Below are 25,608 nucleotides of genomic sequence, written 5' to 3' on the forward strand. Positions count from 1 at the left end.
GAGCTGTTCCATGCTGGCTGCCGTCTCTTCCAGGTTGGAGGCCGTCTGCTCGGTGCGCGCCGACAGGTCGTGGTTGCCGTTGGCAATCTCCACCGACGCCGACGAGACCGAGTCCACCCCCTGGCGCACTTCGCTCACCACACCGCGCAGCCGTGCCGACATGGCCGACAGCGAACGCAGCATGTGGCCAAACTCGTCCTTGCGGGTGGATTGCAGCTCGCGCGTCAGATCGCCTGCTGCAATGGCATCGATGGTCTCGACCGCTTCGTTCAGCGGCAGGGTGATGGAGCGCACCAGCTTCCAGGCCAGGAACAGGCCCGCCGCCATCAGCACCATGGAGCTGATGATGCCGGTGATGGCGTATTCGATGCGGCGCTGGGTGGCTTCGGCACGGATCACGTCGCGGCGCTTTTCGAGCGTGGCCACAAACTCATCCTGCGCCTTGAGGTACTTGGTGACCAGGGGGGCAAACTCGTCGTCCGCATAGCGTTGGGTGGCGACGGCATCGCCTGCGCCCTTGAGCTCCCAGGTCTTGGCGGTGGCCGCCAGCACGGCCTTGCGCGCCTCCAGCACCTTGTCGAGCGAGATTTTCTCCTCGGGCGCGGTGGCCGAGGCCACGATGCCTTCCTGCACCTTGTTGATGTTGCCAATAATCTCCTTGACCTTGGCGCCGTATTGCTCGGCCAGCACCGAATCAGTGGTCACCGCGCCGCCCATGACCATGGTGACAGCCGTTTCGGTGGCGCCCCGCCAGCGCACAGCAGCCGAGATGCGGGCCTCGATCTCGACCACGGCGTCCATGGCCGCTGACATCGAAGAGTTGCCCCGGTTCTGCGCAAACGCAGACAGCAGCAACATGGCAATCATGAGCCCCAGAAAGGCGCCCCACAGCTTGCGGGAGACGCGGATATTGTCAAATTGCATGGTTGGTTTTTCCTCGTGGATCGGTGATGTCTCCATGGTCTGCGCATAGCGTGCAAGACACATTCGATTACATCAACAACAGGCCATAGCCTACGCCAGCCCAAGGCACCGGCGGACTCATGCCCCACCGGGAAAAACCCGCATCCAAAACCCGCCAGGAATGCGCGAACGAAGACAGATCGAACAGGCGCTAGAACCCATGGCCGGATGGGGCCAGACCGGTACAAAAGTCCCAGCCCGCTACACCCAAGCCTCTGGTCCCAGTATTGCGGGCCCTGACAGGCCTACGCCCCTGAGCCTTCAGGGCACGCGAGGGCCAGGGATCAGAAGCTTTCCCAGTCGTCGTCCCCGCCCTTGGCCGCAGCCTTGGGTGCAGGGGCTGCCGACTGTGTGACTGCGGGTGTAACTGGCGGCGCCAGCCGCGACGGGGCCTTGGGCGCGCTGGCGGCCGCCTTACTGGCGGTGGCAGGCTTGTTGCCCAGTGGGGCCTTAGCCACGGCGGGCCGTGGCGCAGGCGCCGGTGCTGCAGCACGGGGTGCCGCTGCCGGCGCCCGGGTGGCCACCGCTCCCACGTTGAATACCGACACCACCTGCGCCAGGTGCTGTGCCTGGTCACGCATCGAGGCGGCTGCGGCCGTGGACTCCTCCACCAGCGCCGCGTTCTGTTGCGTCATCTGATCGAGGTGTGTGACGGCCTGGTTGACCTGCGCGATGCCGTCGCGCTGTTCTGTCGAGGAGGCCGTGATCTCGCCGATGAGGTCGCTCACCCGCTGTACGCTGGCAACGATCTCTTGCATGCTTTGCCCTGCCTGCGCCACCTGGGCCGAGCCCGATTCCACGTTCTCCACGCTGGCGCTGATCAGGGTCTTGATCTCTTTGGCCGCCTCGGCGCTGCGCTGCGCCAGGCTGCGCACTTCGCTGGCTACCACCGCAAACCCACGGCCCTGCTCGCCTGCTCGGGCGGCTTCCACCGCAGCGTTCAGCGCCAGGATGTTGGTCTGGAACGCGATGCCGTCGATGGTGCCGATGATGTCGCTGATCTTGCGGCTGCTGTCGGTGATCTGCTGCATGCTGGTGACCACCTGGCCCACCACTTCGCCGCCCCGCGCTGCAGCCTGGGCTGCCGTGCCGGCGAGCTGATTGGCCTGGCGGGCCGTGTCGGCCGACTGGCTCACGGTGGCCGTGAGCTGTTCCATGCTGGCTGCCGTCTCTTCCAGGTTGGAGGCCGTCTGCTCGGTGCGCGCCGACAGGTCGTGGTTGCCGTTGGCAATCTCCACCGACGCCGACGAGACCGAGTCCACTCCCTGGCGCACTTCGCTCACCACACCACGCAGCCGTGACGACATGGCCGACAGCGCCCGGGTGAGCACGCCCAACTCATCCTTGCGGTCATCTTGAATGTCTTGGGTGAGGTCCCCGGCCGAAATGGCTTCGGCCAGCACCACGGCCCGATCCAGCGGCCGCGTGATGGAGCGCACCAGCAGGGCCGCCAGCAGCATGCCCAGGGCCACCACCGCGATGGCTGCGGCAGCCCCGATCAGCACCAGGTTGCCGCGCGTGGCACGTGCGGCCTGCACCGCATCGTCACGTTGGCGCTCCTGCACGGCCACGAACTTGTCGATCGACTCCAGATAAGCCAACACCTTGGGCCGGTAAACCTTGTCCACATAGGCCTGCTTGGCGGCGGCATCGCCTGCATCGGTCAGCTCCTTGAGCTTGTCGGTCTGGCCCCGGACATCGGCACGCGCAGCCGCCACCGCGGCCAATGCCGCCTTGTCCTCGGGGGACACCGCCGCCTTGTTGATCTTTTCCTGCACCGGGGTGATGCGTGCGGTGAGCGCAGCCACCCGGGTATCAAAATCTGCCTTGAGCGCCTGGTCGGTGGTCACAAACCCGGCCATCGACATGGTGACCGCCACTTCCGCCAGGCCACGCCAGCTGACCGCCGTGGTGATGGCGGACTCGTATTTGTTGACGGACTCTTCGGTCGCAGCAGTGACCTGCCGCCCATACCACTGGGTCCAGACGGCGGCCACCAGCATCAGCGCCAGCAGACCAAGAATCACGCTCCACATCTTGTGGGCGACGCGCAGGTCATTGAATTTCATGGTTGCTCCTGATGCTCTGCAAAAACCCCGAGGTTCCGCGTTGTTGTATCTTGCCCAAGGAAAACCACCACACTGCCGGCATTCGACCCGGCTGAACACCCGCCAGCCAGGCGAAATGTGCATGTAACAAGTGTTAATGGATTCCGTGGGGCGCGTTATCAGTACAAGCCCTAAAATGAATCGGTGACCTCCATACTCAACGCCGACCTGCACTGCCATTCCGTCGTCTCCGACGGAACCCTGACGCCCGAAGACCTGGCCGCGCGGGCCAAGGCCAACGGGGTGGAGCTGTGGGCGTTGACGGACCATGACGAGATCGGCGGCCAGCACCGTGCGGCCGCTGCCGCCCGCGCCCAAGGCATGGCCTACCTCACCGGCACCGAGATTTCGGTCACCTTTGCCGACACCACCGTCCACATCGTGGGTCTGGGCTTTGACCCTGACGACACCCAGCTGGCCCAGGGCCTGGCCGCCACACGCGGCGGGCGCGGCGAACGGGCGCAGGAGATGGCGGCCCAGCTGGCCCAGGTGGGTATCAAGGGCGCCTACGAAGGGGCGCTGCAGTTTGTGGGCAACCCGGCACTCATCTCGCGCACCCATTTCGCGCGTTTTCTGGTGGAAACCGGCGTGTGCAAAGACACCTCCGAGGTGTTTCGCAAATTCCTGACCGAAGGCAAACCGGGCTATGTGCCCCACCGGTGGGCCAGCCTGGGGGATGCCGTGCGCTGGATCACACAGGCGGGGGGCATGGCGGTGATCGCCCACCCGGCGCGCTACAAGTTCAGTGCCAATGAAGAATTCGCGCTGTTCTCCGAATTCAAGCAGCACGGTGGCCGGGCGGTAGAGGTCGTCACGGGCAGCCACAGCGCAGCCGAGTACGTGACCTACGCCGACATGGCGCAGGAGTTTGGCCTGGCCGCATCGCGTGGTAGCGACTTCCACAGCCCCGACGAGTCTCACACCGACTTGGGCACGCTGCCCCTGCTGCCCGGCGCATTGACCCCCGTGTGGGAACTGCTGTCCGACCGAATTTTGCGCTGACCCCGCGCTGCCGCAGCCGCGCCAGCCGCCCGCTGGACGACCTGCCACCAGGCAAGGCACCCACGCGCAGCGCCACGCATCACTGAGAACCTGCCCCATGGCCCAGTATTTCGAAGCCCATCCCGACAACCCGCAGCCCCGGCTGCTCAAGCAAGCCGCACTGCTGCTGCAAAAGGGCGGCATCGTGGCCGTGCCCACGGATTCGAGCTATGCGCTGGTCTGCCACCTGGACGACAAGGACGCAGTGGACCGCCTGCGCCGCATCCGCCAGGTGGACGAAAAGCACCACCTCACGCTGCTGTGCCGCGACCTGTCGGAGCTGGCCAACTACGCACGGGTGGACAACCGGCAGTACCGCCTGCTCAAGCTGGGCACGCCGGGCCCGTACACCTTCATCCTCGAAGCCACCAAGGAAGTGCCCCGCCGCGTGAGCCACCCCTCGCGCAAGACCATTGGGCTGCGGGTGCCCGACCGCAAAGGCCTGCAGCTGCTGCTGGAGCTGCACGGCGCCCCGCTGCTGGCCACCACGTTGATCCCTGCGGGTGAGACCGAGCCCCTGAACGACCCGCAAGAAATTCGCGAGCGCTACGAAAAGCTGGTGGATGCCATCGTCGATGCCGGGGCCTGCCCCCTGGAGCCCACCACGGTGGTGGACCTGACCCCCATGGGCACCGGCGGCGACCCGGTGGTGGTGCGCGAAGGCCGGGGCAGCCTGCAGGCGCTGGGGCTGTAAGAGCCCGCCGAAGCGGCGCCACCCCCAATACATTCGCTGCGGTGCAGCGGGCTTCGCTCAGCCGCCGCTAACGCGCGCCTTGGAGGAGAGAGCCGCGCTGCGGCTCAGGAATTCGTCAGAGCTTGAACGCCCCCACCGCCTGCTCCAGGTCGCGGGCTTGTGCCGACAATGCCGACGCCGTGCTCACCGCATGCTGCACCAGCGAGGCCGTCTCCTGCGTGCTGCCGTCCATGTGCGACACGGCCACGTTGACATGGCTGATGGCTTCGCTCTGCTCGCGCAGGGCGGTGGAGATTTCGCCCAGCAGCGCGCTCACCTGGCCCACAGCGCCGACGATCTCTTCCATGGTCTTGCCCGCCTTGCCCACCTGACCGGCGCCGCTTTCGACCTGTTCGACCGACGCGCTGATCAGTGCCTTGATCTCGCGCGCCGCCACCGCGCTGCGCTGGGCCAGGTTGCGCACCTCGCTGGCCACCACGGCAAAACCCCGGCCCTGTTCGCCCGCGCGCGCGGCCTCCACGGCAGCATTGAGTGCCAGGATATTGGTCTGGAAGGCGATTCCCTCGATCACCTGGATGATGTCCACGATCTTGCGCGAGCTGCCACTGATGGCCTGCATGGTCTGCACCACCTCGCCCACCACCGACCCGCCCTGCTCGGCAATCGCCGACGCCTGCACGGCCAGGCCGCTGGCCGAATGGGCGCGCTCGGCGTTCTGGCGCACGGTGGCTGTCAGCTGCTCCATGCTGGCTGCCGTCTCGGTCAGGGACGACACCTGGTCTTCCGCCCTGCGCGACAGGTCGGTGTTGCCATGGTCAATGTCTGCCGCAGAGGCCGTGATCGAATCGGTGCTTTGCTTGATGCGGGACACCAGGTCGGTCAGCGTGTCCTCCATGGTGCCCAGCGCGCCCAGCAGGCGTCCAAAGTCGCCCTCCAGGTCGGAGTTGAACTCCTGGCTCAGGTCCCCCGAAGCCACGGTTTCGGCAATCAGGATGGCCTGGTTGAGCGGCGCCACGATGCTGGCGCGCAGGCTGAGCGTGGCCACCAAAGCCAGCACAAACACCACCACACTGCAACCGATCACCCAGATGCGCGCACTTTGCAGCTGCGCCAGCGCCGCCTGGGCGGGGGGCGTGGCGCCCTGCAGCGCCTGCTCGGCGCCGCCGATGCCGGACAGTGCCATCACCATCAGCAGCAGCACGACGAGTGCGAGGCCGCCAAACGCCAGCAACAGGCGCGTTCCGATCTTCAAGTTGTTCCACATGGCTTCAATGTCTCCAGGCCTGTTGTATGTCGTTGTGGGAGGGGCCGCCGCGCAGCGCTGCGCGCCAAAGGGCACGAACTCGCACAAACTGGCACGGGCTGCGGGCAAGAGGTTGATGCTAGCAACGAACACCCCGCCTGGAGACCCGTCAGCATACGTACAACCCACAATACGCGGTTGCCGCCGGGCGCCTGAACACCCGCCGGGTCACCCTGGCAACGCCGGGGGCAGCGGGGCGTCTGAGACAATCCCGGCGTGGACACCTCCAATCTCATCCAAACCGTTCTGATCTACGCCCTGCCGGTGCTGTTTGCCATCACCGTGCACGAGGCGGCCCATGGCTACGCGGCGCGCCACTTTGGCGACAACACCGCGTACATGATGGGGCGCATCACGCTCAACCCCTTCAAGCACATCGACCCGGTCGGCACCATCCTGATGCCGCTGCTGCTGTACTTTGCGACCTCGGGCGCCTTCCTGTTTGGCTACGCCAAGCCGGTGCCGGTCAACTTCGGCAATCTGCGCAACCCCAAGAAGCACATGGTGTGGGTGGCCCTGGCGGGGCCCGCGTCCAACTTCATCCAGGCCATCGCCTGGGCCGTGCTGCTCGTGGTGCTGGTGGGCACGGGGATTGAGGAGCGCTTCTTCCTGGAAATGGCACGCGCCGGGGTCATGGTCAACCTGGTGATGTGGGCCTTCAACCTGTTTCCGCTGCCGCCGCTCGACGGCGGGCGCATTCTGGTGGGCCTGCTGCCCTGGAAACAGGCCCATATGGTGTCGCGCATCGAGCCCTGGGGCTTTTTTATCGTGATGGGCCTGGTGATCGCCGGGGTGGTGGGCACGCTGTGGCTGCGCCCCCTGATGGCCGTGGGCTACACCGCCATCAACCTGTTGCTCACCCCGTTGACGGCCTTGCTGCGCTGAGCGCAGCACAGCCTGTGAGCCCGCCACTTCCTGTTCATTTGATCTGCTGAGTTTTTGTTTCCCATGAGCACCACCCGTTTTCTCACCGGCATCACCACCACCGGCACCCCCCACCTGGGCAACTTCGTCGGCTCCATCCGCCCGTCGGTGGCGGCCAGCCTCACGCCCGGCGTGCAGAGCTTTTATTTTCTGGCCGACTACCACGCGCTCATCAAATGCGAAGACCCGGTGCGCATCCAGCGCTCCACGCTGGAGATCGCGGCCAGCTGGCTGGCCGCAGGGCTCAACCCTGAAAAGGTCACCTTCTACCGCCAGTCCGACATCCCCGAGATTCCCGAGCTGACCTGGCTGCTGACCTGCGTGACCGGCAAGGGCGTGCTGAACCGTGCCCACGCCTACAAGGCCAGCGTGGACAAGAACACCGCCGCCGGGCGCGAGCATGACGACGGTGTCACCGCAGGCCTGTTCATGTACCCGGTACTGATGGGCGCGGACATTCTGATGTTCAAGGCCCACAAGGTGCCGGTGGGCCGCGACCAGATCCAGCACATCGAGATGGCCCGCGACATGGCGGCCAGCTTCAACCACCTGTACGGCGAGCACTTCGTGCTGCCCGAGGCAGCCATCGACGACCACGTGGCCACACTGCCCGGGCTGGACGGCCGCAAGATGAGCAAGAGCTATGACAACACCATCCCGCTGTTCAGCTCGCGCGCGCAGCTGCAAAAGCTCATCGGCGGCATCCTGACCGACTCGCGGGCGCCCGGCGAGGCCAAAGAGGTCGAAGGCTCGGCCCTGTTCCAGATCTACCAGGCCTTTGCCACGCTCGAAGAGACCGAGGCCCTGCGCAAGGCCTATGCCGACGGCATTGCCTGGGGCGACGCCAAGCACCTGCTGCTGGAGCGCGTGGACCAAGTGATCGCCCCCATGCGCGCGCAGTACGAAGAACTCATCCACAACCCTGCGCGCATCGAACAGACCCTGCTGGCCGGTGCCGAGCGCGCCCGCGCGCTGGCCACGCCCTTCATCCGCGAACTGCGCAGCGCCGTGGGCCTGCGCAGCCTGGTGCAGGCCAGCACAGCCGCCAAACCGGCCAAGGCCGCCAAGGCCGCACTGCCCGCTTTCAAGCAGTACCGCGAGGCCGACGGCAAGTTCTACTTCAAGCTCGTGGCCGCCGACGGCCGCCTGCTGCTGCAGAGCACGGGATTTGACGCACCCAAGGAGGCCGGCCAGGCGATTGCCCAGTTGCAGAAGGACAGCGCAGCCCTGCAGACCCTGGCCCCGCGTTTGGCCCCCGTGGACGGCGTGGAAGCTGCCGAAGTGACGGCCGCCCTGCAGGCGCTGGCCGAGGCCGCCGCTGCATAAGCCGGCGCGCCACCGAGCGCAGCGTGCAAGACACACAGCCCGAGCCGCAAGGCTGCGGGCTCTTTTTTGTACGCCTTTCAACGCCTATTCGCTACATTTTTGATAGCTACTTGGGCATATCGTACTAGCGCTGCCGGCCAAAAAGGCCTCAAACACCCTTCCATCACCCGGTAAAGGCGCCCTCTGCACACTGGGCGCCCCTTCAGTCCCGGTACCGCACCAGGGCCCACAGCGTGGGCCGCTCCCCGGTGCGCAGCCCGGTCTGCACCGTGCCGGTAAAGCTCCAGCGCCGGTCCTGCGACTCCCAGCCATGGGCCAGGGCCAGGCTCCAGCCCGGGGCGCGTTGCACAGTGTTGGCCTCGTCGATGTAGCGCATACCGCGCCAAGTCAGGCGCAGCAGCGAAAAGCTGCGCGCCTCATGGCGCCATGTGGTCTGGCCCAGTACCACGTGGCGGGCAAAGCCGGGCAGCCAACGCCCCTCCAGACCCGCCCCGGTGTTGCGCGATGTGGTGTGGATGTAGCTGCCCAGCACGCTCCAGCGCGGACCCAGCAAATGGTTGACGGACACTGTGGCCTGCGCCAGCTGCCCCTGCCCGAAGACAGGCGTTTCCTCATAGGTGTTGAGCGTGGTCTGGGCATTGAGCACCACGGGGGCGATGGTGGCCACGTTGTCGAACAGCGCCCCCGTGTTCTGCGCAAACAGGCGACCGTTGGCGGCCACAAGGTTGCTGATGCGCTGCCCCGACAGGCTGGCGCCCCAGAAGGTGGTGGCGCTGGCCTCCCAGTCCAGTTGCACCGCATGCTTGCGGGCGTAGCTGCCCGCCAGCAGGTACTGGTTGTCCACGGCAATGGCACCCGTGGCGACGGGCGACAGGGTGTGCGTGCCGGGCGCCCGCACGCTCTCCTGCCAGGCCCAGTGCAGGGCGCGGCCCGGGCCCAGGCGCAGGCTGGCGCCCAGGCGCGGCAGCAGCCGGTGGCGGTGCGCCGCGCCGTCGTCCTGCACGGGCAGCAGGTCTTGTCCCGTCGCTGTGTCGGCATAACGGTCGCGCTGCCGGGTGGTGAACCGGGGCCAGTACGCCTCGGCCATCCAGGTCCAGACACCGCTGCGCCATTCGCCCGCCACCCAGGGCATGTGGTAACGCTCGGTGTTGGTGCGCGGCGTGGTGATGCCGGGGTCTGAGATGGCGCTGACGGTGTCCCGGTCCACGCGCTCCCAGCCCACACTCAGGCGGTGCGCGCCCCACAGCACGGTGTGGCGCAGGAACAGGCCCTGCTCGTCACTGGCATAGCGGTAGTCCTGGGGACCCCAGCGCGCATCGTCCAGCACCAGGCCGGAGGTCTGGCGCCCGCTGTGCACCTTGAACCAGGTCTGGCTGTCGGCCGACCAGCGCCACGCAGCGCCCAGGTCGGTGCGGCGGGTGCGCGTCTCCGCGCCGCCGGTAAAGGTGATGCCGTTGCCGAAGTCCAGGCCTTGCGGAAAGCGATAGCGCAAGGTGGTGTCGCCGTGCAGCGCGAACAGCGACAGGCTCTCGTTGGGCCGCACACCCAGCGCCAGATCCACCCCGGGCGATGACAGGCGGTACTGCGTGGCGGCAGGGCCTTCGCGGGGCCACATCTGCACGTCGTTGGCGCGCACCAGCCAGGCCACAGGCACGCTGCTGGCGGCAAAGCCGCGGTAGCCCACATCGGCCGTGGCGTTGTGGCGCAGCGGGTTGCGTTCAGCGCTCGTGCCCATCGACCATTCACTGCCTGCAGACAGCAGGAGCTGCGCGCGCTTGTCGCTGGCGCCAAACACGGTGGGGTCGGTGAGGTAGCCCTGGAACAGCTCGGAGCGGCGGCTGAAGTCGCTCTCGTACCGGTCGGCCAGAAAGAAGTGGCTGCCCGCCCACAGCGGGTAGTACGACGCGCTGGCGTAGGCCCGTGCCCAGTGCTCCATGCCGAAGTCGCCCAGCGCCTTGCCCAGGTTGGCCGAGCCCTGGCTGTCCGAGGCCAGCGGGTTGAGCGACTTCAGGTAGGGCAGCCGGGTGAGTGCCTCGCGCGCTGCAGCCATGGCCGCCACGGGCTCGCCGCTGTCGTTGCGCAGCATGGCCTCCACCTGCCAGGGCAGCGGGTCGCGCGCGTCAGCCAGGCGTGCTCGGCCCAGCGCATCCAGCGCTGCGGCGCGCTCGCCCAGCGTGTATTCGGCCACCGCCAGCCACACCTGTGCGCGGGCGTATCGCGGCTCAATCACCAAGGCCTTGAGCAGCGCGGTGCGGGCAGCCTCGGCATCGCCCTGCCGCAGGGCCAGCAACCCGGCGGCTGCCAGGGCCACATAGTCGTCGCCCGACTGCGCCAGGGCGGCATCCAGAGCGGTGCGCGCTTCGGCAAGGCGCAGGCCTTCGATGGCCGCCGTGGCGGCTTCGCCCCAGTAGGCCGCTTGGTCTGGCGACAGGGCCACGGCCTGCGCCAGTGCACTGCGGGCCGCGCGCAGGTCTCCGCGCTCTTGCAATGCGCGGCCCAGCCCTGCCAGGGCGGCGGCCCGCTGCGCATCGCCCTCCGCGTGGGTCACTGCCTGCTGGTACAAGACCAGGGCGGCGTCGCCCTGCCCTTGCAGCCGGTGCCAGTCGGCGTCGGCCTGCAGCAATGGCGCAAAGCCGGGCGACGCGGCCCGCGTGGTATCCATCCAGGTGCGCGCTTCTGGCAGGCGGTCCAGCGCCATCAGCAGGGCGGCGCGGCCCGCAGCGGTACGGGGGTCTTGCGTGCGCCGCCAGGCCAAGGCCAGGCGCTGCTGCGCGGCGTCAGGCTGGCCGTCCAGCACCTCCAGGTCCGCCAGGGCCAGCTCGACCACCGCCCCGCCATCGCCCTGCGCCGACAGGGCCCGCAGCAGGGCACGCGCCCGGGCCCATTGCCCCGCCTGTAATGCGGCGCGAACCTCTGCCAGAGCGGGTGGTGCCGTCTGAACGGGCTGGAACTCGGTCCAACGCGTCAGGTCGCCCGGGTAGGCGGCCACCCACTGCACCCGCTCGCGGGGGTTGACCAGCAGGCGCTTGACAGGCGCCTGGCCGGGCTCGGCCACGCCCTGCTCGGCGGGCCCCAGTTGCACGCTGCCCAGGTCGTTGCGCAACTCCACAGCGCCGGACAGCACGGTGAGCGTGGTCCGCCCCGCTCCGTCCACCTCCACGTCCCAGTCGGTACCCCGCACTACGGCCAGCGCCGCAGGCGTTTGCAGGAGCAGGTTGGCCGGGGCCTTCTTGGTGCGCGCCCACAGCCGGCCCGCAGCCAGTTCCAGCAGGGTGCGCGCTGGCTGGGCCTCGCACAGCCGCAATTGCGCGTTGGCCGACATGCGGATCTGCGTGCGGTCTGCCAGCAGCAATGCGGCGGATGACAACGCCAGTGTGCGCATGTCTGCCCCCGGGCCCAACGGCTGGGCGAGCGTGGCAGGCAGCCAGGGCTCCGTGCCGGGGGGGCGCGTTTCGCCTTGGCCGCTGAGCGCCACAATTTGCGCAGCCACTGCGTCAGGCGCCAGAGGTACACCGGCACATTGCGCGCTGGCACTGGCAGCACTCCAGGCCGACAGGGCGACACCCACCGGCGTAAGCCACGCCAGGCGTGACGGGGATGACACAAGAGGGATGGGCATGGTGGGCCTCTCTGGGGGAGTCTTGCGCCGGGGACTCAGGTCTTGTCCAGCGCCTGCGCGGTGAATACGGCTGTGGCGCCCGCTACAGGGCCGTCCGCCAGCGCAGTGTCTGCCTGGGCATGCACCCGGGCATGCCAGCGTAGCGCCTGTCCGTGCCACTGCGGGGCATGTGCGGGCGCGTGCGCGCACGCATCGGCACAGCATTGCAGAGCCTGCGCCCAACGCGCAGCGTGAAGGTGGTCCCGCAGCGTGTGGCTGATGGAGGCCAGCGCGGGGTCGTCACACGGCGTGTACACGTCCACACCAGTGCTGCGCCCAGCCAGCACCACGGTGTCCAGCCACATCAGCGGGACCTCTGGGGCAGCACCCGCTGGCACTGCCTGCAGCGCATCGTGTGTGGCGCCCGATAGCAGGATGCCTGTGCCAAAGGCCTTGTTGGCGCCCTCCAGCCGCGCGGCGGTGTTCACGGCGTCGCCCACGGCGGTGTAGGTAAAGCGCTCATGCGACCCGAGGTGCCCTACCGCCGCCTCACCCGTGTGCAAGCCAATGCGCAGTTGCACCTGGGCAAACGGTGTGCCCTGCCATTGGGCCCGCAGGTCCACCATGTCGGCCTGCATGGCCAGCGCGCAGGCCAGGGCACGGTCTGCGTGCCGGGCGTCCGGCAAAGGCGCGTTCCAGAAGGCCATGACAGCGTCGCCGATGAACTTGTCCAGCGTGCCGCCGTGCTGGTGCACCGTGTGGGTCATGCGGGAGAAGTAGGCATTCAGCGCCCGGGCCACGGCCTCGGGCGGAAGGTGCTCGCTGGCGGCGGTGAAGCCTGCCAGGTCAGAGAACAGCAGCGTCAGCACGCGGCGCTCGCCATGCAGTTGCGGCTGGGCTCCGTCGGCCACCAGGGCATCGACCACGGCGCCGGGCACGTAGCGGGCAAAGTCCGCGCGCAGCTGTTCGCGGCGGCGGTGTTCGCGCCAGTAGCTGTCGGCCGCGCCCACGTTCAAATGCAGTGCCAGGCCCGCCAGCGTGGGCAGCGCCGTCCACCACACCCCTGCCAGGTAGGCCCCCAGCCCACCCAGCAGGGCAAGCACTGCAAGCGCCGCACTGAGCAGCACCGCCCGCGCACCGCGCCAGCGCCGGGTCAAAGCGGCCACACAGCCCACGGCCAGAGCGGCCTGCAGCCAAGGGCCTGCCGGGTGGGCGGACACCACCCAGTCCCCCGCCAAGCCGTTGACCAGGGCCGTAGCGTGCACCAGCACGCCGGACTGCGTGCCCGCGCCCAGTGCACGCAGGGGCGTGGCGAACTGATCGACCCCGTCCACCGGCGTGTTCTGCCCCAGCAGCACCAGGCGCCCCTGAACGGCTGCAGGCGGCAGCGCCCGGCCGGCCTCCAGCGCCTGGGTGTAGTGGGCATAGGGCAGCGGGACTTCTGGGGCGTAGTAGCGCAGCAGTGCACCCGGCGGTGGGGGCTGAAAACTGCGCCCGCCGCTGCGTGCCAGCTCCTTCCACAGGGCATCGCCCTGGGTGGGCGCAAGGCGCAGCACACCGTCATCGTCTGGCTGCACGGCCACACTGCCCTGGCGTGCCATGGGGAAGACCGAGGGCACGGTCTGCCGGTACTGGGCTACCTGCGAGGTGTTCACCGCCACATCGGCTGCCGCCAGCACCACCGGCATGCGCCCTTGCAGGGCCGCAGCAAGCGCGGCATCGTCCTCAGAGGACTGTGGCGCGGCAAACAGCATGTCGATGCCCAGCGCCAAGGCGCCCGCCGCAGACAAGGCCTCCACCAGTTGTGCGTGCAGGCGGCGCGGCAGGGGTGGGGTCAGGTTCAGCGCCGCCAGGCTGGGCTCGTCCAGTCCGACCACCAGCACGCCTACGTCGGGCGGCGGCGCAGCGGTCCAGCTGGCCAGCAGGTCATGCTCCAGCCGCTGTAGCGGCGTCCACACCGGCAAGGCGGGCAGCAGCGCCAGCAAGCCCAGCGCGAGCAGTACCCGCAACGCCCAGGCCCGCCAGGCGTCTTGTGTAACCGGTGCTCGCGTACTTGCACTTGCCATTCCGCCCCTCCACCGCTGCATGCGGCCGTGCACGCAGCACCCACTGTAGTGGCTGTGCCTGCGCGTGCACAGTGGGGGCTTACACGCATGACTCGCGCCATGGCCGCCCCGCACAACACCTATGGGCAGCCACCGGGCATGTGCGTAAACTGGTCTTTTGATCGGTTTGGGAGACTTCCATGAAACTGCTATGTGCCTCCGTGTCCGTGCTGGCCCTACTGGCGGGCTGCAATGCCACCAACCCCTACGGCCCATCGGGCCCCATGGCCTCGGGCCGCGACCGCACCTTCAGCGTGCCGGTCTACGGGCCCGACACTTCCCAGGCGTATGCGGCGGCCAGCCGCGAATGCCAGCGCATGGCCTTGCACGCCAAACTGTTGCGCAACGATGGCTCGCGTCTGGTGTTTGAATGCGTGAGCGAGTTGCAGGACAAGCCTTGAGGCCAGCCGCCCCACCAGCGTGCCGCCGCTGGGCGAGCGGTGCGGCCTTGCTGGCTCTGTCCGCACTGCTGGCGGGCTGCCAGCACACACCGTCCACCCAGGCAAGCACCGTCACATCGCCCTGGGTCAACAGCCTGGGCATGGCCTTTGTCCGTGTGCCTGCGGGCACCTTCTGGATGGGGGGCGTGCCCCCCGTCGAAACGCTGGAAAAGAACTTCCCGCTGCTGGAGCGCAAGCGCCTGACCGACCTGGCAGATGAATCGCCAGCCCACGAGGTGCAGATCACCCGTGATTTCTACCTCGGCCAGCACGAGGTCACGGTGGGGCAGTTCCAGCGCTTCCTTGAGGCGTCCGGCTACCGGCCAGAGTCTGAGGCCGACGGCACCGGGGGTTATGGCTACAACCCCGCCCACGACCCGGCCACCACGCGGCGCGGCGATGCGTTCGAGGGGCGCGACCCGCGCTACTCGTGGCGCAACCCCGGCTTTGCGCAAGGGCCGGATCATCCGGTGGTGAACGTGACTTGGAACGACGCGCAGGCCATGGCCCAGTGGCTCAGCCGCACTGAGGGCCACCGCTACCGGCTGCCCACCGAGGCGGAGTGGGAATACGCCTGCCGCGCGGGCAGCCGCAGCCTGTACCCGCATGGTGACAACCCGCAAGAGCTGGTCTCAGCGGGCAATACCTTCGACCAGGCCGCAGCCCCTCAGTGGTCACGCTGGCGTCAGCACGCGCTGGCAGGCAATGACGGATACGCGTTTACCGCGCCGGTGGGCCGCTTTGCCCCCAATGCCTTCGGGCTGTACGACATGCTGGGCAACGCCTGGGAGTGGACGGGCGATTGGCATGGCGACACCTATTACGCAGAGTCTCCACGCAATGACCCCACAGGTCCGGCCGAGGGCAGTGTGCGTGTGCGCCGGGGCGGCTCGTGGCACACCTGGGGGCTCTATGCGCGCTGCGGCTACCGCAACTGGAACAGCCCGGAGACGCGCTACACGCTGGTCGGCATGCGACTGGTGCGTGAGATAGCGGCAGAGCCCCCCGCGCAGTGACCACCACAGGCCGGGAGGGTTAACAAATGTCAAATCCCCTCTCGCTCCGCTCGGCGCGAGCCCGCGCCGTGGTAGTTGTGGCCAATAATCCGCAGTTCGATTTTGGATGGGGAGAACCATGCGCATAGCCGCTTTGGACGACGATGCGCTTCAGCTGGATCTGATCAAGCAGGCCACGGAGGCGATGGGCCATGTGTGCCATACCCACCTGACGGGTGCGGAGCTGATGCGCACGCTGCGCCGCGAAACCTTTGATCTGCTGATCGTGGACTGGCACCTGCCCGACACCACCGGGCCCGAAGTGGTGCGCTGGGTGCGCCAGAACGTGGCGGCTCGCGTGCCCATCCTGTTCGTCACGCACCGCCAGGAGGAGCGCGATATTGTGGAAGGCCTGGGCAGTGGGGCGGATGACTTCATGGTCAAGCCCGTGCGCATCGGCGAACTCAATGCCCGCGTGGCTGCCCTGCTGCGCCGCGCCTACCCCGACAACACCGGCGGCGTGATGGAGTTTGGCCGCTACCGCTTCCTGCCCGAAACCCGGTCCATCGAAATGGACGGAGTGGCGGTGGAGCTGAAGAACCGCGAATACGACCTCGCCTTGTTCCTGTTCCAGAACATGGGGCGGCTGCTGTCGCGCGACCACCTCAAGGAAGTCGTCTGGGGCCAGGTGGCCGATGTGATGTCGCGCTCGCTGGACACCCACATCTCGCGCCTGCGCACCCTGCTCGACCTGCGCCCCGCCAACGGTTTCATCGTGACAGCGGTGTATGGCGTGGGCTACCGTTTTGAAGCCGTCGAAGCCCAGCACAAAGGCTGAAGGCCGCGACAGAGTCCGGCGGGCTCTGCCACCAGCACGCCTGCCCGTACCGTGCCCCATGAAGGAGACATGACTTGATGACCCCCCTGCCGTTTCGCATGCACTCGCTTGCTGCAGCCCTGTTGTGCCTGGCGGCGAGCACGGCCTTCTCGGCCCAGCCGGTCGCTGCCCCGGCAGCCCCCCAACAAGGCGATGAAATTGCCCACGCCGTGAAAGAGGGCGACACCCTGGAAGGACTGGCCCGCAGCTACCTCGCCAACCCGCGCCAGTGGCCGTTGCTGCAAGCTCGAAACAAGGTGGCCGACCCCAAGCGTCTGCAGCCGGGCTCGTTGATCTTCATCCCCGTGCGACTGCAGCCCAGCGAATCGGCCACCGTACAGTTTGTGCAGGGCGAGGTCACGGCGCAGGCGCGGGGCAGCGGCACGCCCGCCCCCATTGCGACCGGCAGCAAGCTGGAAGAAGGCACCGAGCTGAAGGTGGGCCCCGAGTCGTTCGTGGCAGTGCAGCTGGCCGATGGCACCGTGGTGCGGGTGCAGGCGCAGTCCGAACTGGAGCTGCGCCAGCTGCGTCGGCGGGGGCGCGCTGGCAGCGTGCAGTCAGTGCTGGAGATGCACAAGGGCGGCGTGGAGTCGACCGTGCCCCCCAGCGCCGAGCCCCTGCGCCGCATGGAGATCCGCACACCGCTGGCGGTGACCAGCGTGCGGGGCACGCAGTTCAGCGTAGCGTTGGCCGATTCGGGCCAGACCACGGCGTCGGTAGAGCATGGCTCGGTCGCGGTGCAATCGCGGCGCGACACTGACAGCGAGCCCGGCGCTGCACTCAAGGCGCCGACCGCGCTGCTGGCTCCGGGCCAGGGTCTGGCAGTGGCCACGGATGGCACGGTGGGCGCCCCCCGCCCTTTGCTGCCCGCCCCCGATACCTCCGGCATGCCCACCACACTGGGCGATGCGGGACTGCTGGCCATCGACCTGCCCATGGCCTCCGGGGCCACCCGGTATGTGGCGCAGGTGGCGCAGGACCCGGCGTTCACCCAGGTGCTGCGCCATGGCAGCTTCCCCGACGGCCGCCTGCGCTGGAAGGCGCTGGACGATGGGCGCTACTACCTGGCCGTTCGGGCACTGGACGATGCCGGCATCGCGGGCCTGCCCGCCGTGCAGCCGTTCACCGTCAAGACACGCCCGGTCGCACCGCTGTACCAGCACCCTGCGCCCGGCGCCGTCGTACCCAGTGGCGCGGCCGAGCTGCGCTGCACGGAAGTCCCCGGCGTGCGCTGGTACCGCCTGCAGGTGGCCGCCGACGCCCAGTTCACCCAGCCCCTGCGCGACGAGCAGCGCCTGACCGAATGCCGCCTGCCGCTGGGGGCGCTGCCCGCAGGCAGCTACTTCTGGCGCATCGCCAGCCTACTGGCACTGTCCGACGGGCAGGCAGACCAGGGGCCGTTTGCACCGCCACAGCCTTTCACGGTGGCCGACCGGCCGACCGCCTTGTCCCTGCAAGCCCTGCAGGCGGAGGACGGAGACCCGACGGTGCGCCTGCACTGGCCTGCCCAGGCGGGCCAGCGCTTCCGGCTGCAGCGCACCGAGGCCACCGACCTGGCCTTTGCCAAGGTCGCAGAGGACACCGTGCTCGACGCCCCGACCTGGACGGCCAGCAACCTCGCCGYCGGCGAGTACCTGGTGCGCATCCAGGTGCTGGATGCCAGCGGGCTGGAGAGCGATTTCTCTCCCCCGCGCAAGATCCGCGTGGGCACTGGCATCCGCACCGGTGCGGGTTTGCCGGTGTCCACCAGCAGCGGCACGCCCGTGGGGCGCCCTTGAGCGGGGCATGGAGCCCGTCCAGCCCAGCCGTGCGGGTCGCACCAGCGCGTGCAGCGGCCCTGGCATGCGCTGAGCAGACGCCCCGCATCCCACCACCCCTTTCATGCTGACCATCGCCCACCTGCGCCGCCGCCGACGCCGCCTGGAATGGGCGCTGCTGGCCTGCGCGCTGATGGCGCTGGTGGCCTGGCTCAGCACCGCGGATAGCCTGAGCCGCGTCAACCACCTGGTGCAGGATGCAGGCATGCGACTGGTTTCGCGGCCCGCACACCCCGACATCGTGATCGTGGCCATCGACGACGCCAGCATTGCCGCCATCGGCCGCTGGCCCTGGCGCCGGGCGCTGCATGCCGAGCTGATCTCGCGCTTGACCACCCAGAACCCCCGTGCCATCGGCATGGACGTGCTGTTCAACGAAGCCGACCTGGATTATCCCGAGGACGACCTGCTGCTCACCGACGCCATCCGGCGCAGCGCCCGTGTGGTGCTGCCCGTGCTGCGACGCGGCTATGGCCCGGTCAGCAACCAGACCGACCTGCCCTGGCCCGCCTTTGCCGAGGCTGCCGCCGGCCTGGGCCATGTGCATGTGGCGCCCGACAGCGATGGCGTGGTGCGCAGCCTGTACCTGCAGGAAGGCCCAGTGGCAGCCCCCTGGCACCACTTCAGCACGGCGCTGCAGTGCGTGGCAGACCGTCAATCTGTGGCCGCCTGCGCGCCCTCGCCCGCCAGCGCATCGGATACCAGCCCCTGGCAACGCAATGACCCCACGCTCATCGCCTACGCCGCCGGGCCATCGCCCTTCACCACCTACTCCTACATTGATGTGCTGCGTGGCCAGGTGCCAGCCGGAGCACTGGAGGACAAGTACGTGCTGGTCGGCGCTGCAGCCTCGGGGCTGGGTGACATGTTTGCCACGCCCGTCAGCCAGCAGTCGCGCCTGATGCCGGGCGTGGAGGTGGTTGCCCATGTGCTGGATGCCCGCCTGGCCGGCGAACACATCGTGCGCGCACCGCAGGCCTTGAACATCGCCTTCAACCTGGTGCCTGTGGCCTGTGCGCTGGTGGCCTTGCTGCTCATCGGCCCCCTGGCCGCCTTGCTGACCAGCGCCGGGCTGGCCCTGGCCACCTTGCTGCTGAGCATGGCCCTGCCCTGGTGGGCAGGTCTGCAGTTCGCTCCGGCCGCCGCCTTGCTGGGCCTGGCGCTGGCCTACCCGCTGTGGAGCTGGCGGCGCCTGAGCGCGGCTGCGCACTTTCTGCGGCTGGAGATGGAGAACCTGCAGCGCCAGGGCCTGGCGATGCGGTTGCGCAGACGGCCCGGAGACTCCGCCGACTTTCTGGAGCGCCGCATCAACGCCGTGGAGCGCGCATCCCGCCAGCTGCGTGACCTGCACCAGTTCGTGAGCGAAAGCCTGCAGCAGTTGCCCTCACCCACCATCGTCTGCGCCCCCGACGGTGAAATCCTGCTGGCCAACCAGGCGGCCCGCCAACACCTGGGTGGGCCCGCCCAGCCCTCCTTGCAGGGCCTGTCCGTGGTGGACCTGCTGGCCGACCTGATGCAGACAGGGACTCAAGAGCCGATCATTACCCAGGCAGCCTTGCACCATGCTGCCTTGCCAGAACAGACCGAGGGCACAGACGCCCGGGGCCGCAGCCTACTGGTGCAGTGCAAGCCTTTCACCAACCTGGCCAATGCAGGCTGGCTGCTGACCCTGGTGGACCTGACCGAGATGCGCCGTGCGCTGCAGCAACGCGACCAGGCGATGCACTTCATCTCGCACGACATCCGCGCGCCCAACGCGTCCATCCTGACGCTGCTGGAGATGCAGCGTGCCTACCCCGGCCGCCTGTCGGACCACGAGTTGCTGGAGCGCATCGAACGTTATGCACAGGCTTCGCTGGGCATGGCCGAAAGTTTTGTGCAACTGGCCAGCGCGCAGACGCAGGAATACCGCATGGCGCCGCTGGACCTGGCCGCCCTGCTATCCGAAACCACCGACGACCTCTGGACCCTGGCCCGTGACCGCAACGTGGACGTGCGCACGGTGTCCACCACAGACACTGCGCCCTGCCTGGGCGACCGCGCCCTGCTGTCCCGCGCGCTGACCAACGTGATCCACAACGCCATCAAGTTCAGCCCCGATGGCGGCACGGTGCAGTGCGCCATCGTGGCGCGAGGTACGAACTGGGTGGTGTCGGTACGGGACCAGGGCCCGGGCATTGCCCCCGAGCAGCAAGGCCGTCTGTTCACGCCCTACCAGCGGTTGCACGACCACAGCCACCCGGCCATCGCAGGGGTCGGCCTGGGCCTGGCACTGGTGCAGACCGTCGTGCTGCGCCACGGCGGGGCGCTGGAGGTGGACAGCGACGTAGGGCGGGGGGCCGAGTTCCGGCTGGTGCTGCCGCAGCGGTTGGATGCGCCGCCGGACGACGACGAGCAATAGCTAGCGCCGAGGGGCTGACTGCGACTGCAGAAAATCGAGCACCGCCCGGTGGTCGCCCTGGAAAACGATGCGATCAGCCCGGCTTTGCCGCTGGTAGGCATACATCGGGTCGTAATAGTCGCGCATGAGTGCAGCAATCCAGCCGCGGTGCAGCGACAAGTCACCCTGACTGCGTTGCTGTACCAGCGCTGCCTGCATTGACCCACGAAGCGCCTGGTAGCGGTCGCCCCCAAGGCGCTTGGCAAGTTTGCCCAAGCTATCGAGCAACCGCGCTGCAAACAGGTCGGTACCCGCCACCTCGCCATGGACGGCCACAAAATCTGCGCACTGCTGCCACACATAGTCGCGCAAGATGCGCTCTACACGGGCATCGAAAGCGTCCTCCAGGCAGACGACGGGCACCTGCTCCAGCCGCTGCCGCAGCTCCAGGGGCACTGAGCAGCTGCCCACATGGCGACCCTCGTCCTCCAGCACAAAAGTCGCATGGCCCCGTGCTCGCTTCTTCAGCACGTCGATGGCYAGCCGGTTCTCAAAATCGATCTGCGTCGGCTGGCCGCTCACGCGCTGGCCAAAACTGGAGCCACGGTGGTTGGCATGGCCTTCCAGGTCCAAGCCGTTGGCCAGTTGCGCAATCACCTCGGTCTTGCCGGTGCCGGTCAGGCCACTGAGCACCACAAACCCACACTCCGCCGCCGCAGCCTGCGTGGTGCCGATGAGGAAACCCCGCATGGCCTTGTAGCCCCCCACCACCCGGGGGTAGTCCATGCCCGCTTCGTTCAGCAACCATTGCTGCACGATCTGCGAGCGCAGCCCGCCACGAAAGCAATACAGCACGCCCTGTGGGTGCGCCTGCGCAAACTGCGCCCACGCCTTAACGCGCTGGCGCTTGATGCTGCCAGACACCAGCTGGTGCCCCAGCGCAATCGCGGCCTCCTGGCCCTTGTGCTTGTAGCAGGTGCCCACCTGCTGGCGCTCGCCATCGTCCATCAGGGGAAGGTTGGCAACCCCAGGAAACGCGCCCTGCCCAAACTCCACCGGCGCGCGCACATCCATCATGGGCACATCGTTCAGGAAGATGTGCCGGTAGTCCGTCAGGTTGTCGGGCATCAGCGCAACTCGACGGCAAAGGCCTGTCGCGGGGTGAGCTGGCCGATGGGCTGCAGCGCCAGGCCCAGTTCCGCAGCCGCCTGCAGGAACTCGGCCTCGCCCTCCGGACTCACGGCCACCAGCAGCCCCCCGCTGGTCTGAGGGTCGCACAGCAGGTGCTTTTGCACCTCGGTCAGGGGCGCAATCTTCGCGCCGTAGCTGTCAAAGTTGCGCAGCGTGCCTCCTGGCACACAGCCCTGGTCCATGTAGTAGTCCACTCCCTCCAGGCGGGGCACTGCCGCGTAGTCAATCACAGCGCTCAAGCCACTGCCCTCCGCCATTTCGACCAGATGCCCCAACAGGCCGAAGCCGGTCACATCCGTCATGGCTGCCACGCCTGCCAGCCGGCCGAATCGGCTCCCTGGCCGGTTGAGCGTGCACATCAGGTCGCGCGCCACCCCCACATCCTGGGCGCGCAACTTGGCCTTTTTCTCTGCGGTGGTCAGAATGCCGATCCCAAGGGGCTTGGTCAGATACAGGCGGCAACCCGCCGTGGCCGTGTCGTTGCGTTTGAGATGGCGCTTTTCGACGATGCCCGTCACCGCCAGACCGAAAATGGGCTCCGGCGCATCGATGGAGTGACCGCCTGCCAGGGGAATGCCTGCTGCGTCGCACACCGCACGCCCCCCGCGCACCACCTCACGCGCCACCTCGGGCGACAGCACATTCACCGGCCACCCCAGGATGGCAATGGCCATCAGCGGATCGGCACCCATTGCGTAGATGTCGCTGATCGCATTGGTGGCAGCAATGCGCCCGAAGTCGTACGGGTCATCCACGATGGGCATGAAGAAATCGGTGGTGGATACCACGCCGCGCTCGGCATCCAGGGCATACACCGCCGCATCGTCCCGCGAGGTGTTGCCCACCCAGAGCCGGGGGTCCAGGTGCTGCGCCCCACTGCCCGCCAGGATCACGTCCAGCACCTTGGGGCTGATCTTGCAGCCACAGCCTGCGCCGTGGCTGTACTGGGTCAGGCGGATGGGGGATGTCGTCAGGGTCTCAGGAAGCATGCGAGGTTCTTTCGTGGCATCAGGCGCGGGGCGCGCTACCCGTATTCTGGCGCTGCGCGGAACGCGGCCATGCATTGCAACGAATACCTTACCCCTCCTACGCCCGCACAGCGATACGAACACCATGGCGAATCTGCGAGCCGCTTCACCTGAAGCATGCGAAGCGGGCCAGCGAGCTGCCTGAATTGTTCTAACGGACCCAAAGAAAAAGGCCCCGTGCTATTGATTAGATAGCTACAGGGCCTTGATGCTGGCGGAGAGGGTGGGATTCGAACCCACGGTAGTGTTGCCACTACGCCTGATTTCGAGTCAGGTACATTCGACCACTCTGCCACCTCTCCTATGTGTCGAAGCTTTCGATTATAGCCAGATTTTCAGGGCTTGAGCACAGCGGTGCCGCCCAGGTAAGGGCGCAGCACCTCAGGCACCGTCACGCTGCCGTCGGCCTGCTGGTAGTTTTCGAGCACTGCCACCAGCGTGCGGCCCACGGCCAGACCCGAGCCGTTCAGAGTGTGCAGCAGCTCGTTCTTGCCTTGGGCATTCTTGAAGCGGGCTTGCAGGCGGCGCGCCTGGAAGGCTTCGCAGTTGCTCACCGAGCTGATCTCGCGGTAGGTGTTCTGCGCGGGCAGCCACACTTCCAGGTCGTAGGTCTTGGCGGCGCCAAAGCCCATGTCGCCGGTGCACAGGCTCATCACGCGGTAGGGCAGGCCCAGCTTTTGCAGCACGGCTTCTGCGTGGCGGGTCATTTCCTCCAGCGCTTCGTAGCTCTTGTCGGGGTGCACGATCTGCACCATCTCGACCTTGTCGAACTGGTGCTGGCGGATCATGCCGCGCGTGTCACGGCCGTAGCTGCCCGCTTCAGAGCGGAAGCATGGCGTGTGGGCCGTGAGCTTGATSGGCAGATCGGMCTCGGCCACCACCWCGTCGCGCACRAAGTTGGTSAGCGGCACTTCGCTGGTGGGRATGAGGTAGAGGGCCGCRTKGTCGGGCRCGGGCTCGCCMTCTTGGCCGCCCTTCTTGGCAGCGAACAGGTCGCCTTCGAACTTGGGCARCTGGCCKGTGCCCTTGAGCGWGKCGGCGTTSACGRYRTAGGGCACGTAGCACTCGGTGTAGCCGTGCTCTTGCGTCTGCACGTCCAGCATGAACTGGCTCAATGCGCGGTGCAGGCGGGCGATGGGGCCCTTCATCACGGTGAAGCGCGAACCCGACAGCTTGACGCCCATGTCGAAATCGAGGCCCAGCGGGGTGCCGACATCGACATGATCTTTCACCTCGAAATCGAAATTGGCAGGCGCGCCCCAGCGGCGCACTTCCACATTGCCAGCTTCGTCGCTGCCCACCGGCACGGACTCGTGCGGCAAGTTGGGCACGGCCACCAACATGGCCAACAGTTCGGATTGGATCTGATCCAGGCGCGCGGCGGATTGCTCCAGCTCCACCTTGCCTGCGGCCACCTGGGCCTTGACGGCTTCGGCGCCGTCCTTGTCACCCCGGCTCATCAGCATGCCGACCTGCTTGGACAGCTGGTTGCGCTGGGCCTGCAGCTCTTCGGTTCGGGTCTGCAGCGTCTTGCGCTCGGACTCCAGGGCCTGGAAAGCGGAGACATCCAGGAAGGCCTGGGGCTTTTTGCGGGTTTCCAGCCGCGCGATGGCGGTGTCGAGGTCTTTGCGGAGGAGAAGAATGTCAAGCATGGGGTCGATTTTAGAGGGCTGGCAGAAAAGCCAAGTTCAGAGCAACGGCACAGCTGTCGTGCAGAGCCCTGGCAACTGGCACGCACTAGATCAGTGCCCCCGCGCAAGGGCCGCCCCACCGCGCTGGGGGCGTCCCCCTTGAGGGGGRAGACGCGCAGCGGCCCAGGGGGCTATAGATTTGCCGGATCAAAGTTGGCGCCGCAGAGAATCAGGGCTACCGTTTCTTGTGGCTGGGGCTTGTAGGCGCCGGTTTGCAGTGCGGCCAGGCCCAACGCGGCGGCGGGTTCCACAGCCAGTTTCAACTCCTTCCACAGCCACAGCTGGGCCGCGCGGATGGCGTCATCGGACAGCAGCAGTGCATCGTGCACATGGCGCTGGCTCACCTCCCAGCCAATGGCGCCGATGCGCTTCGCGCCCAGCGAGTCAGCGGCCACGCCGCCCACATCCACATCCACCGGCTGGCCCGCAGCCCGCGCGGCGTGCAGCGTAGGCGCGCGTTCGGGCTCCAGTGCGACCACATGGGCGCGGCTTTCCACCCACGCGGCCACACCGCCAATGAGGCCGCCACCACCCACGCTGACCAGCACCGTGTCGGGCAGACGGCCACCCTGCTCTTCCATCTCCAGCGCCAGCGTGCCCGCACCCGCTACCACTTCGGGCTGGTCGTAGGCATGGGCCTGCAGCGCACCCGTGGCCTTCTGACGGGCCACGCAGGCTTCAAAGGCTTCGGAATATGCGGCGCCAGTGACGACCACCTCGGCCCCCAGCGCGCGCAGGCGGGCACGTTTGGCCTCGGGCGAGACCTCGGGCACAAAGACCTCGCAGCGCACCCCCAGGGCCTGGGCGGCCGCCGCCACGGCAATGCCGGCGTTGCCGCCGGAGGCAATGATCACGCCGCTCTCGGGCACCGGGTTGGCCAGCAGGCGGTACAACATGCCCCGCGCCTTGAAGCTGCCGCCCACCTGCAAATGCTCCAGCTTGAGCCAGACCTCTGCACAGTCCACGCCCAAGGACTTGCCGGACAGGCGCATCAGCGGCGTGGTGCGCAGAAAGTCGGGCTGGGTGGCCAGTTGGCGGCGGGCAGCGGCAATGGCGGCGCGGTCGATCATGCAGGGGCTCCGAATGGCAGATGGTGTCAAAAGAAGGGGGCAGTGTAGGGGCTGCCC

Annotated in this window: 18 protein-coding genes and 1 tRNA gene; 9 read left to right on the top strand and 10 right to left on the bottom strand. The window is 67.8% G+C overall.

Translation table 11 applies throughout. The features are described 5' to 3' along the window. The coding region (locus tag AC04MI_RS05015; protein WP_476497208.1) for a methyl-accepting chemotaxis protein at positions 1-924 on the bottom strand (924 nt) is incomplete at its 3' end. 323 nt (positions 925-1,247) lie between these two features. After that, the gene (locus AC04MI_RS05020; protein ID WP_436078099.1) at positions 1,248-3,032 is read right to left on the bottom strand and encodes a methyl-accepting chemotaxis protein; all 1,785 of its coding nucleotides are present in this window, start codon (positions 3,030-3,032) and stop codon (positions 1,248-1,250) included. Positions 3,033-3,215: 183 nt separating this feature from the next. Between AC04MI_RS05020 and AC04MI_RS05025 the strand changes: the two genes are divergently transcribed. Continuing rightward, the gene (locus AC04MI_RS05025; protein ID WP_056060904.1) at positions 3,216-4,073 is read left to right on the top strand and encodes a 3',5'-nucleoside bisphosphate phosphatase; all 858 of its coding nucleotides are present in this window, start codon (positions 3,216-3,218) and stop codon (positions 4,071-4,073) included. Between the two features lie 97 nt (positions 4,074-4,170). After that, positions 4,171-4,806 (top strand): L-threonylcarbamoyladenylate synthase, encoded by a 636-nt coding sequence (locus AC04MI_RS05030; RefSeq protein WP_056060901.1) that lies wholly within the window; start codon positions 4,171-4,173, stop codon positions 4,804-4,806. Positions 4,807-4,921: 115 nt separating this feature from the next. On the opposite strand, the gene AC04MI_RS05035 is transcribed toward AC04MI_RS05030, so the two are convergent. Further along, a complete protein-coding gene (locus AC04MI_RS05035) occupies positions 4,922-6,070 on the bottom strand; it encodes a methyl-accepting chemotaxis protein (RefSeq protein ID WP_436078100.1) in 1,149 nt (382 codons plus the stop codon). Positions 6,071-6,325: 255 nt separating this feature from the next. Here AC04MI_RS05035 and AC04MI_RS05040 point away from each other — a divergent pair, with 255 nt between their 5' ends. Both AC04MI_RS05040 and AC04MI_RS05045 read left to right on the top strand, forming a co-directional pair. Then, positions 6,326-6,994 carry a site-2 protease family protein gene (locus AC04MI_RS05040; RefSeq protein ID WP_056060897.1) on the top strand — a complete coding sequence of 223 codons (669 nt, stop codon included), beginning with the start codon at positions 6,326-6,328 and terminating at the stop codon, positions 6,992-6,994. 63 nt (positions 6,995-7,057) lie between these two features. Beyond that, a complete protein-coding gene (locus AC04MI_RS05045; RefSeq protein WP_436078101.1) occupies positions 7,058-8,359 on the top strand; it encodes a tryptophan--tRNA ligase in 1,302 nt (433 codons plus the stop codon). 202 nt (positions 8,360-8,561) lie between these two features. On the opposite strand, the gene AC04MI_RS05050 is transcribed toward AC04MI_RS05045, so the two are convergent. Both AC04MI_RS05050 and AC04MI_RS05055 read right to left on the bottom strand, forming a co-directional pair. Further along, positions 8,562-11,978 carry a FecR domain-containing protein gene (locus AC04MI_RS05050; RefSeq protein ID WP_436078102.1) on the bottom strand — a complete coding sequence of 1,139 codons (3,417 nt, stop codon included), beginning with the start codon at positions 11,976-11,978 and terminating at the stop codon, positions 8,562-8,564. A gap of 35 nt (positions 11,979-12,013) precedes the next feature. Beyond that, positions 12,014-14,023 carry a CHASE2 domain-containing protein gene (locus AC04MI_RS05055; RefSeq protein WP_436078103.1) on the bottom strand — a complete coding sequence of 670 codons (2,010 nt, stop codon included), beginning with the start codon at positions 14,021-14,023 and terminating at the stop codon, positions 12,014-12,016. Between the two features lie 179 nt (positions 14,024-14,202). Here AC04MI_RS05055 and AC04MI_RS05060 point away from each other — a divergent pair, with 179 nt between their 5' ends. From AC04MI_RS05060 to AC04MI_RS05080, 5 genes are all read left to right on the top strand, one after another. Next, positions 14,203-14,463, top strand: a complete 261-nt coding sequence (locus tag AC04MI_RS05060; RefSeq protein ID WP_015013035.1) for a hypothetical protein — start codon at positions 14,203-14,205, stop codon at positions 14,461-14,463. 47 nt (positions 14,464-14,510) lie between these two features. Next, on the top strand, positions 14,511-15,518 hold the full coding sequence (locus tag AC04MI_RS05065) for a formylglycine-generating enzyme family protein (protein WP_436078218.1): 1,008 nt from the start codon (positions 14,511-14,513) through the stop codon (positions 15,516-15,518). 118 nt (positions 15,519-15,636) lie between these two features. After that, positions 15,637-16,335, top strand: coding sequence for a response regulator transcription factor (locus AC04MI_RS05070; protein ID WP_056060880.1), 699 nt, complete (start codon positions 15,637-15,639; stop codon positions 16,333-16,335). Positions 16,336-16,412: 77 nt separating this feature from the next. Then, on the top strand, positions 16,413-18,152 hold the full coding sequence (locus AC04MI_RS05075; protein WP_476497226.1) for a FecR domain-containing protein: 1,740 nt from the start codon (positions 16,413-16,415) through the stop codon (positions 18,150-18,152). Positions 18,153-18,255: 103 nt separating this feature from the next. Then, positions 18,256-20,592 (top strand): CHASE2 domain-containing protein, encoded by a 2,337-nt coding sequence (locus AC04MI_RS05080; RefSeq protein ID WP_436078104.1) that lies wholly within the window; start codon positions 18,256-18,258, stop codon positions 20,590-20,592. On the opposite strand, the gene mnmH is transcribed toward AC04MI_RS05080, so the two are convergent. From mnmH to AC04MI_RS05105, 5 genes are all read right to left on the bottom strand, one after another. Next, the gene (gene mnmH / locus AC04MI_RS05085) at positions 20,593-21,699 is read right to left on the bottom strand and encodes a tRNA 2-selenouridine(34) synthase MnmH (RefSeq protein WP_436078105.1); all 1,107 of its coding nucleotides are present in this window, start codon (positions 21,697-21,699) and stop codon (positions 20,593-20,595) included. Next, the gene (selD, locus tag AC04MI_RS05090) at positions 21,699-22,751 is read right to left on the bottom strand and encodes a selenide, water dikinase SelD (RefSeq protein WP_260666636.1); all 1,053 of its coding nucleotides are present in this window, start codon (positions 22,749-22,751) and stop codon (positions 21,699-21,701) included. The genes mnmH and selD overlap by 1 nt, the downstream gene beginning before the upstream one ends. 251 nt (positions 22,752-23,002) lie before the next feature. Then, positions 23,003-23,092: transfer RNA gene (locus AC04MI_RS05095), tRNA-Ser, on the bottom strand. 33 nt (positions 23,093-23,125) lie between these two features. Beyond that, positions 23,126-24,442, bottom strand: a complete 1,317-nt coding sequence (serS, locus tag AC04MI_RS05100; protein WP_476497212.1) for a serine--tRNA ligase — start codon at positions 24,440-24,442, stop codon at positions 23,126-23,128. A gap of 170 nt (positions 24,443-24,612) precedes the next feature. Beyond that, positions 24,613-25,551, bottom strand: coding sequence for a threonine/serine dehydratase (locus AC04MI_RS05105; RefSeq protein WP_436078118.1), 939 nt, complete (start codon positions 25,549-25,551; stop codon positions 24,613-24,615). Positions 25,552-25,608: the final 57 nt, after the last annotated feature.

The sequence above is a fragment of the Acidovorax sp. LjRoot204 genome (assembly GCF_056175785.1).

What these genes read in the sequence shown, in the direction of transcription:
- AC04MI_RS05020 (WP_436078099.1), bottom strand. Translation starts at nt 3,032, where the DNA reads ATGAAATTCAATGACCTGCGCGTCGCCCACAAGATGTGGAGCGTGATT.
- AC04MI_RS05030 (WP_056060901.1), top strand. Translation starts at nt 4,171, where the DNA reads ATGGCCCAGTATTTCGAAGCCCATCCCGACAACCCGCAGCCCCGGCTG.
- AC04MI_RS05035 (WP_436078100.1), bottom strand. Translation starts at nt 6,070, where the DNA reads ATGTGGAACAACTTGAAGATCGGAACGCGCCTGTTGCTGGCGTTTGGC.
- AC04MI_RS05045 (WP_436078101.1), top strand. Translation starts at nt 7,058, where the DNA reads ATGAGCACCACCCGTTTTCTCACCGGCATCACCACCACCGGCACCCCC.
- AC04MI_RS05050 (WP_436078102.1), bottom strand. Translation starts at nt 11,978, where the DNA reads ATGCCCATCCCTCTTGTGTCATCCCCGTCACGCCTGGCGTGGCTTACG.
- AC04MI_RS05055 (WP_436078103.1), bottom strand. Translation starts at nt 14,023, where the DNA reads ATGGCAAGTGCAAGTACGCGAGCACCGGTTACACAAGACGCCTGGCGG.
- AC04MI_RS05060 (WP_015013035.1), top strand. Translation starts at nt 14,203, where the DNA reads ATGAAACTGCTATGTGCCTCCGTGTCCGTGCTGGCCCTACTGGCGGGC.
- AC04MI_RS05070 (WP_056060880.1), top strand. Translation starts at nt 15,637, where the DNA reads ATGCGCATAGCCGCTTTGGACGACGATGCGCTTCAGCTGGATCTGATC.
- AC04MI_RS05080 (WP_436078104.1), top strand. Translation starts at nt 18,256, where the DNA reads ATGCTGACCATCGCCCACCTGCGCCGCCGCCGACGCCGCCTGGAATGG.
- selD (WP_260666636.1), bottom strand. Translation starts at nt 22,751, where the DNA reads ATGCTTCCTGAGACCCTGACGACATCCCCCATCCGCCTGACCCAGTAC.
- AC04MI_RS05105 (WP_436078118.1), bottom strand. Translation starts at nt 25,551, where the DNA reads ATGATCGACCGCGCCGCCATTGCCGCTGCCCGCCGCCAACTGGCCACC.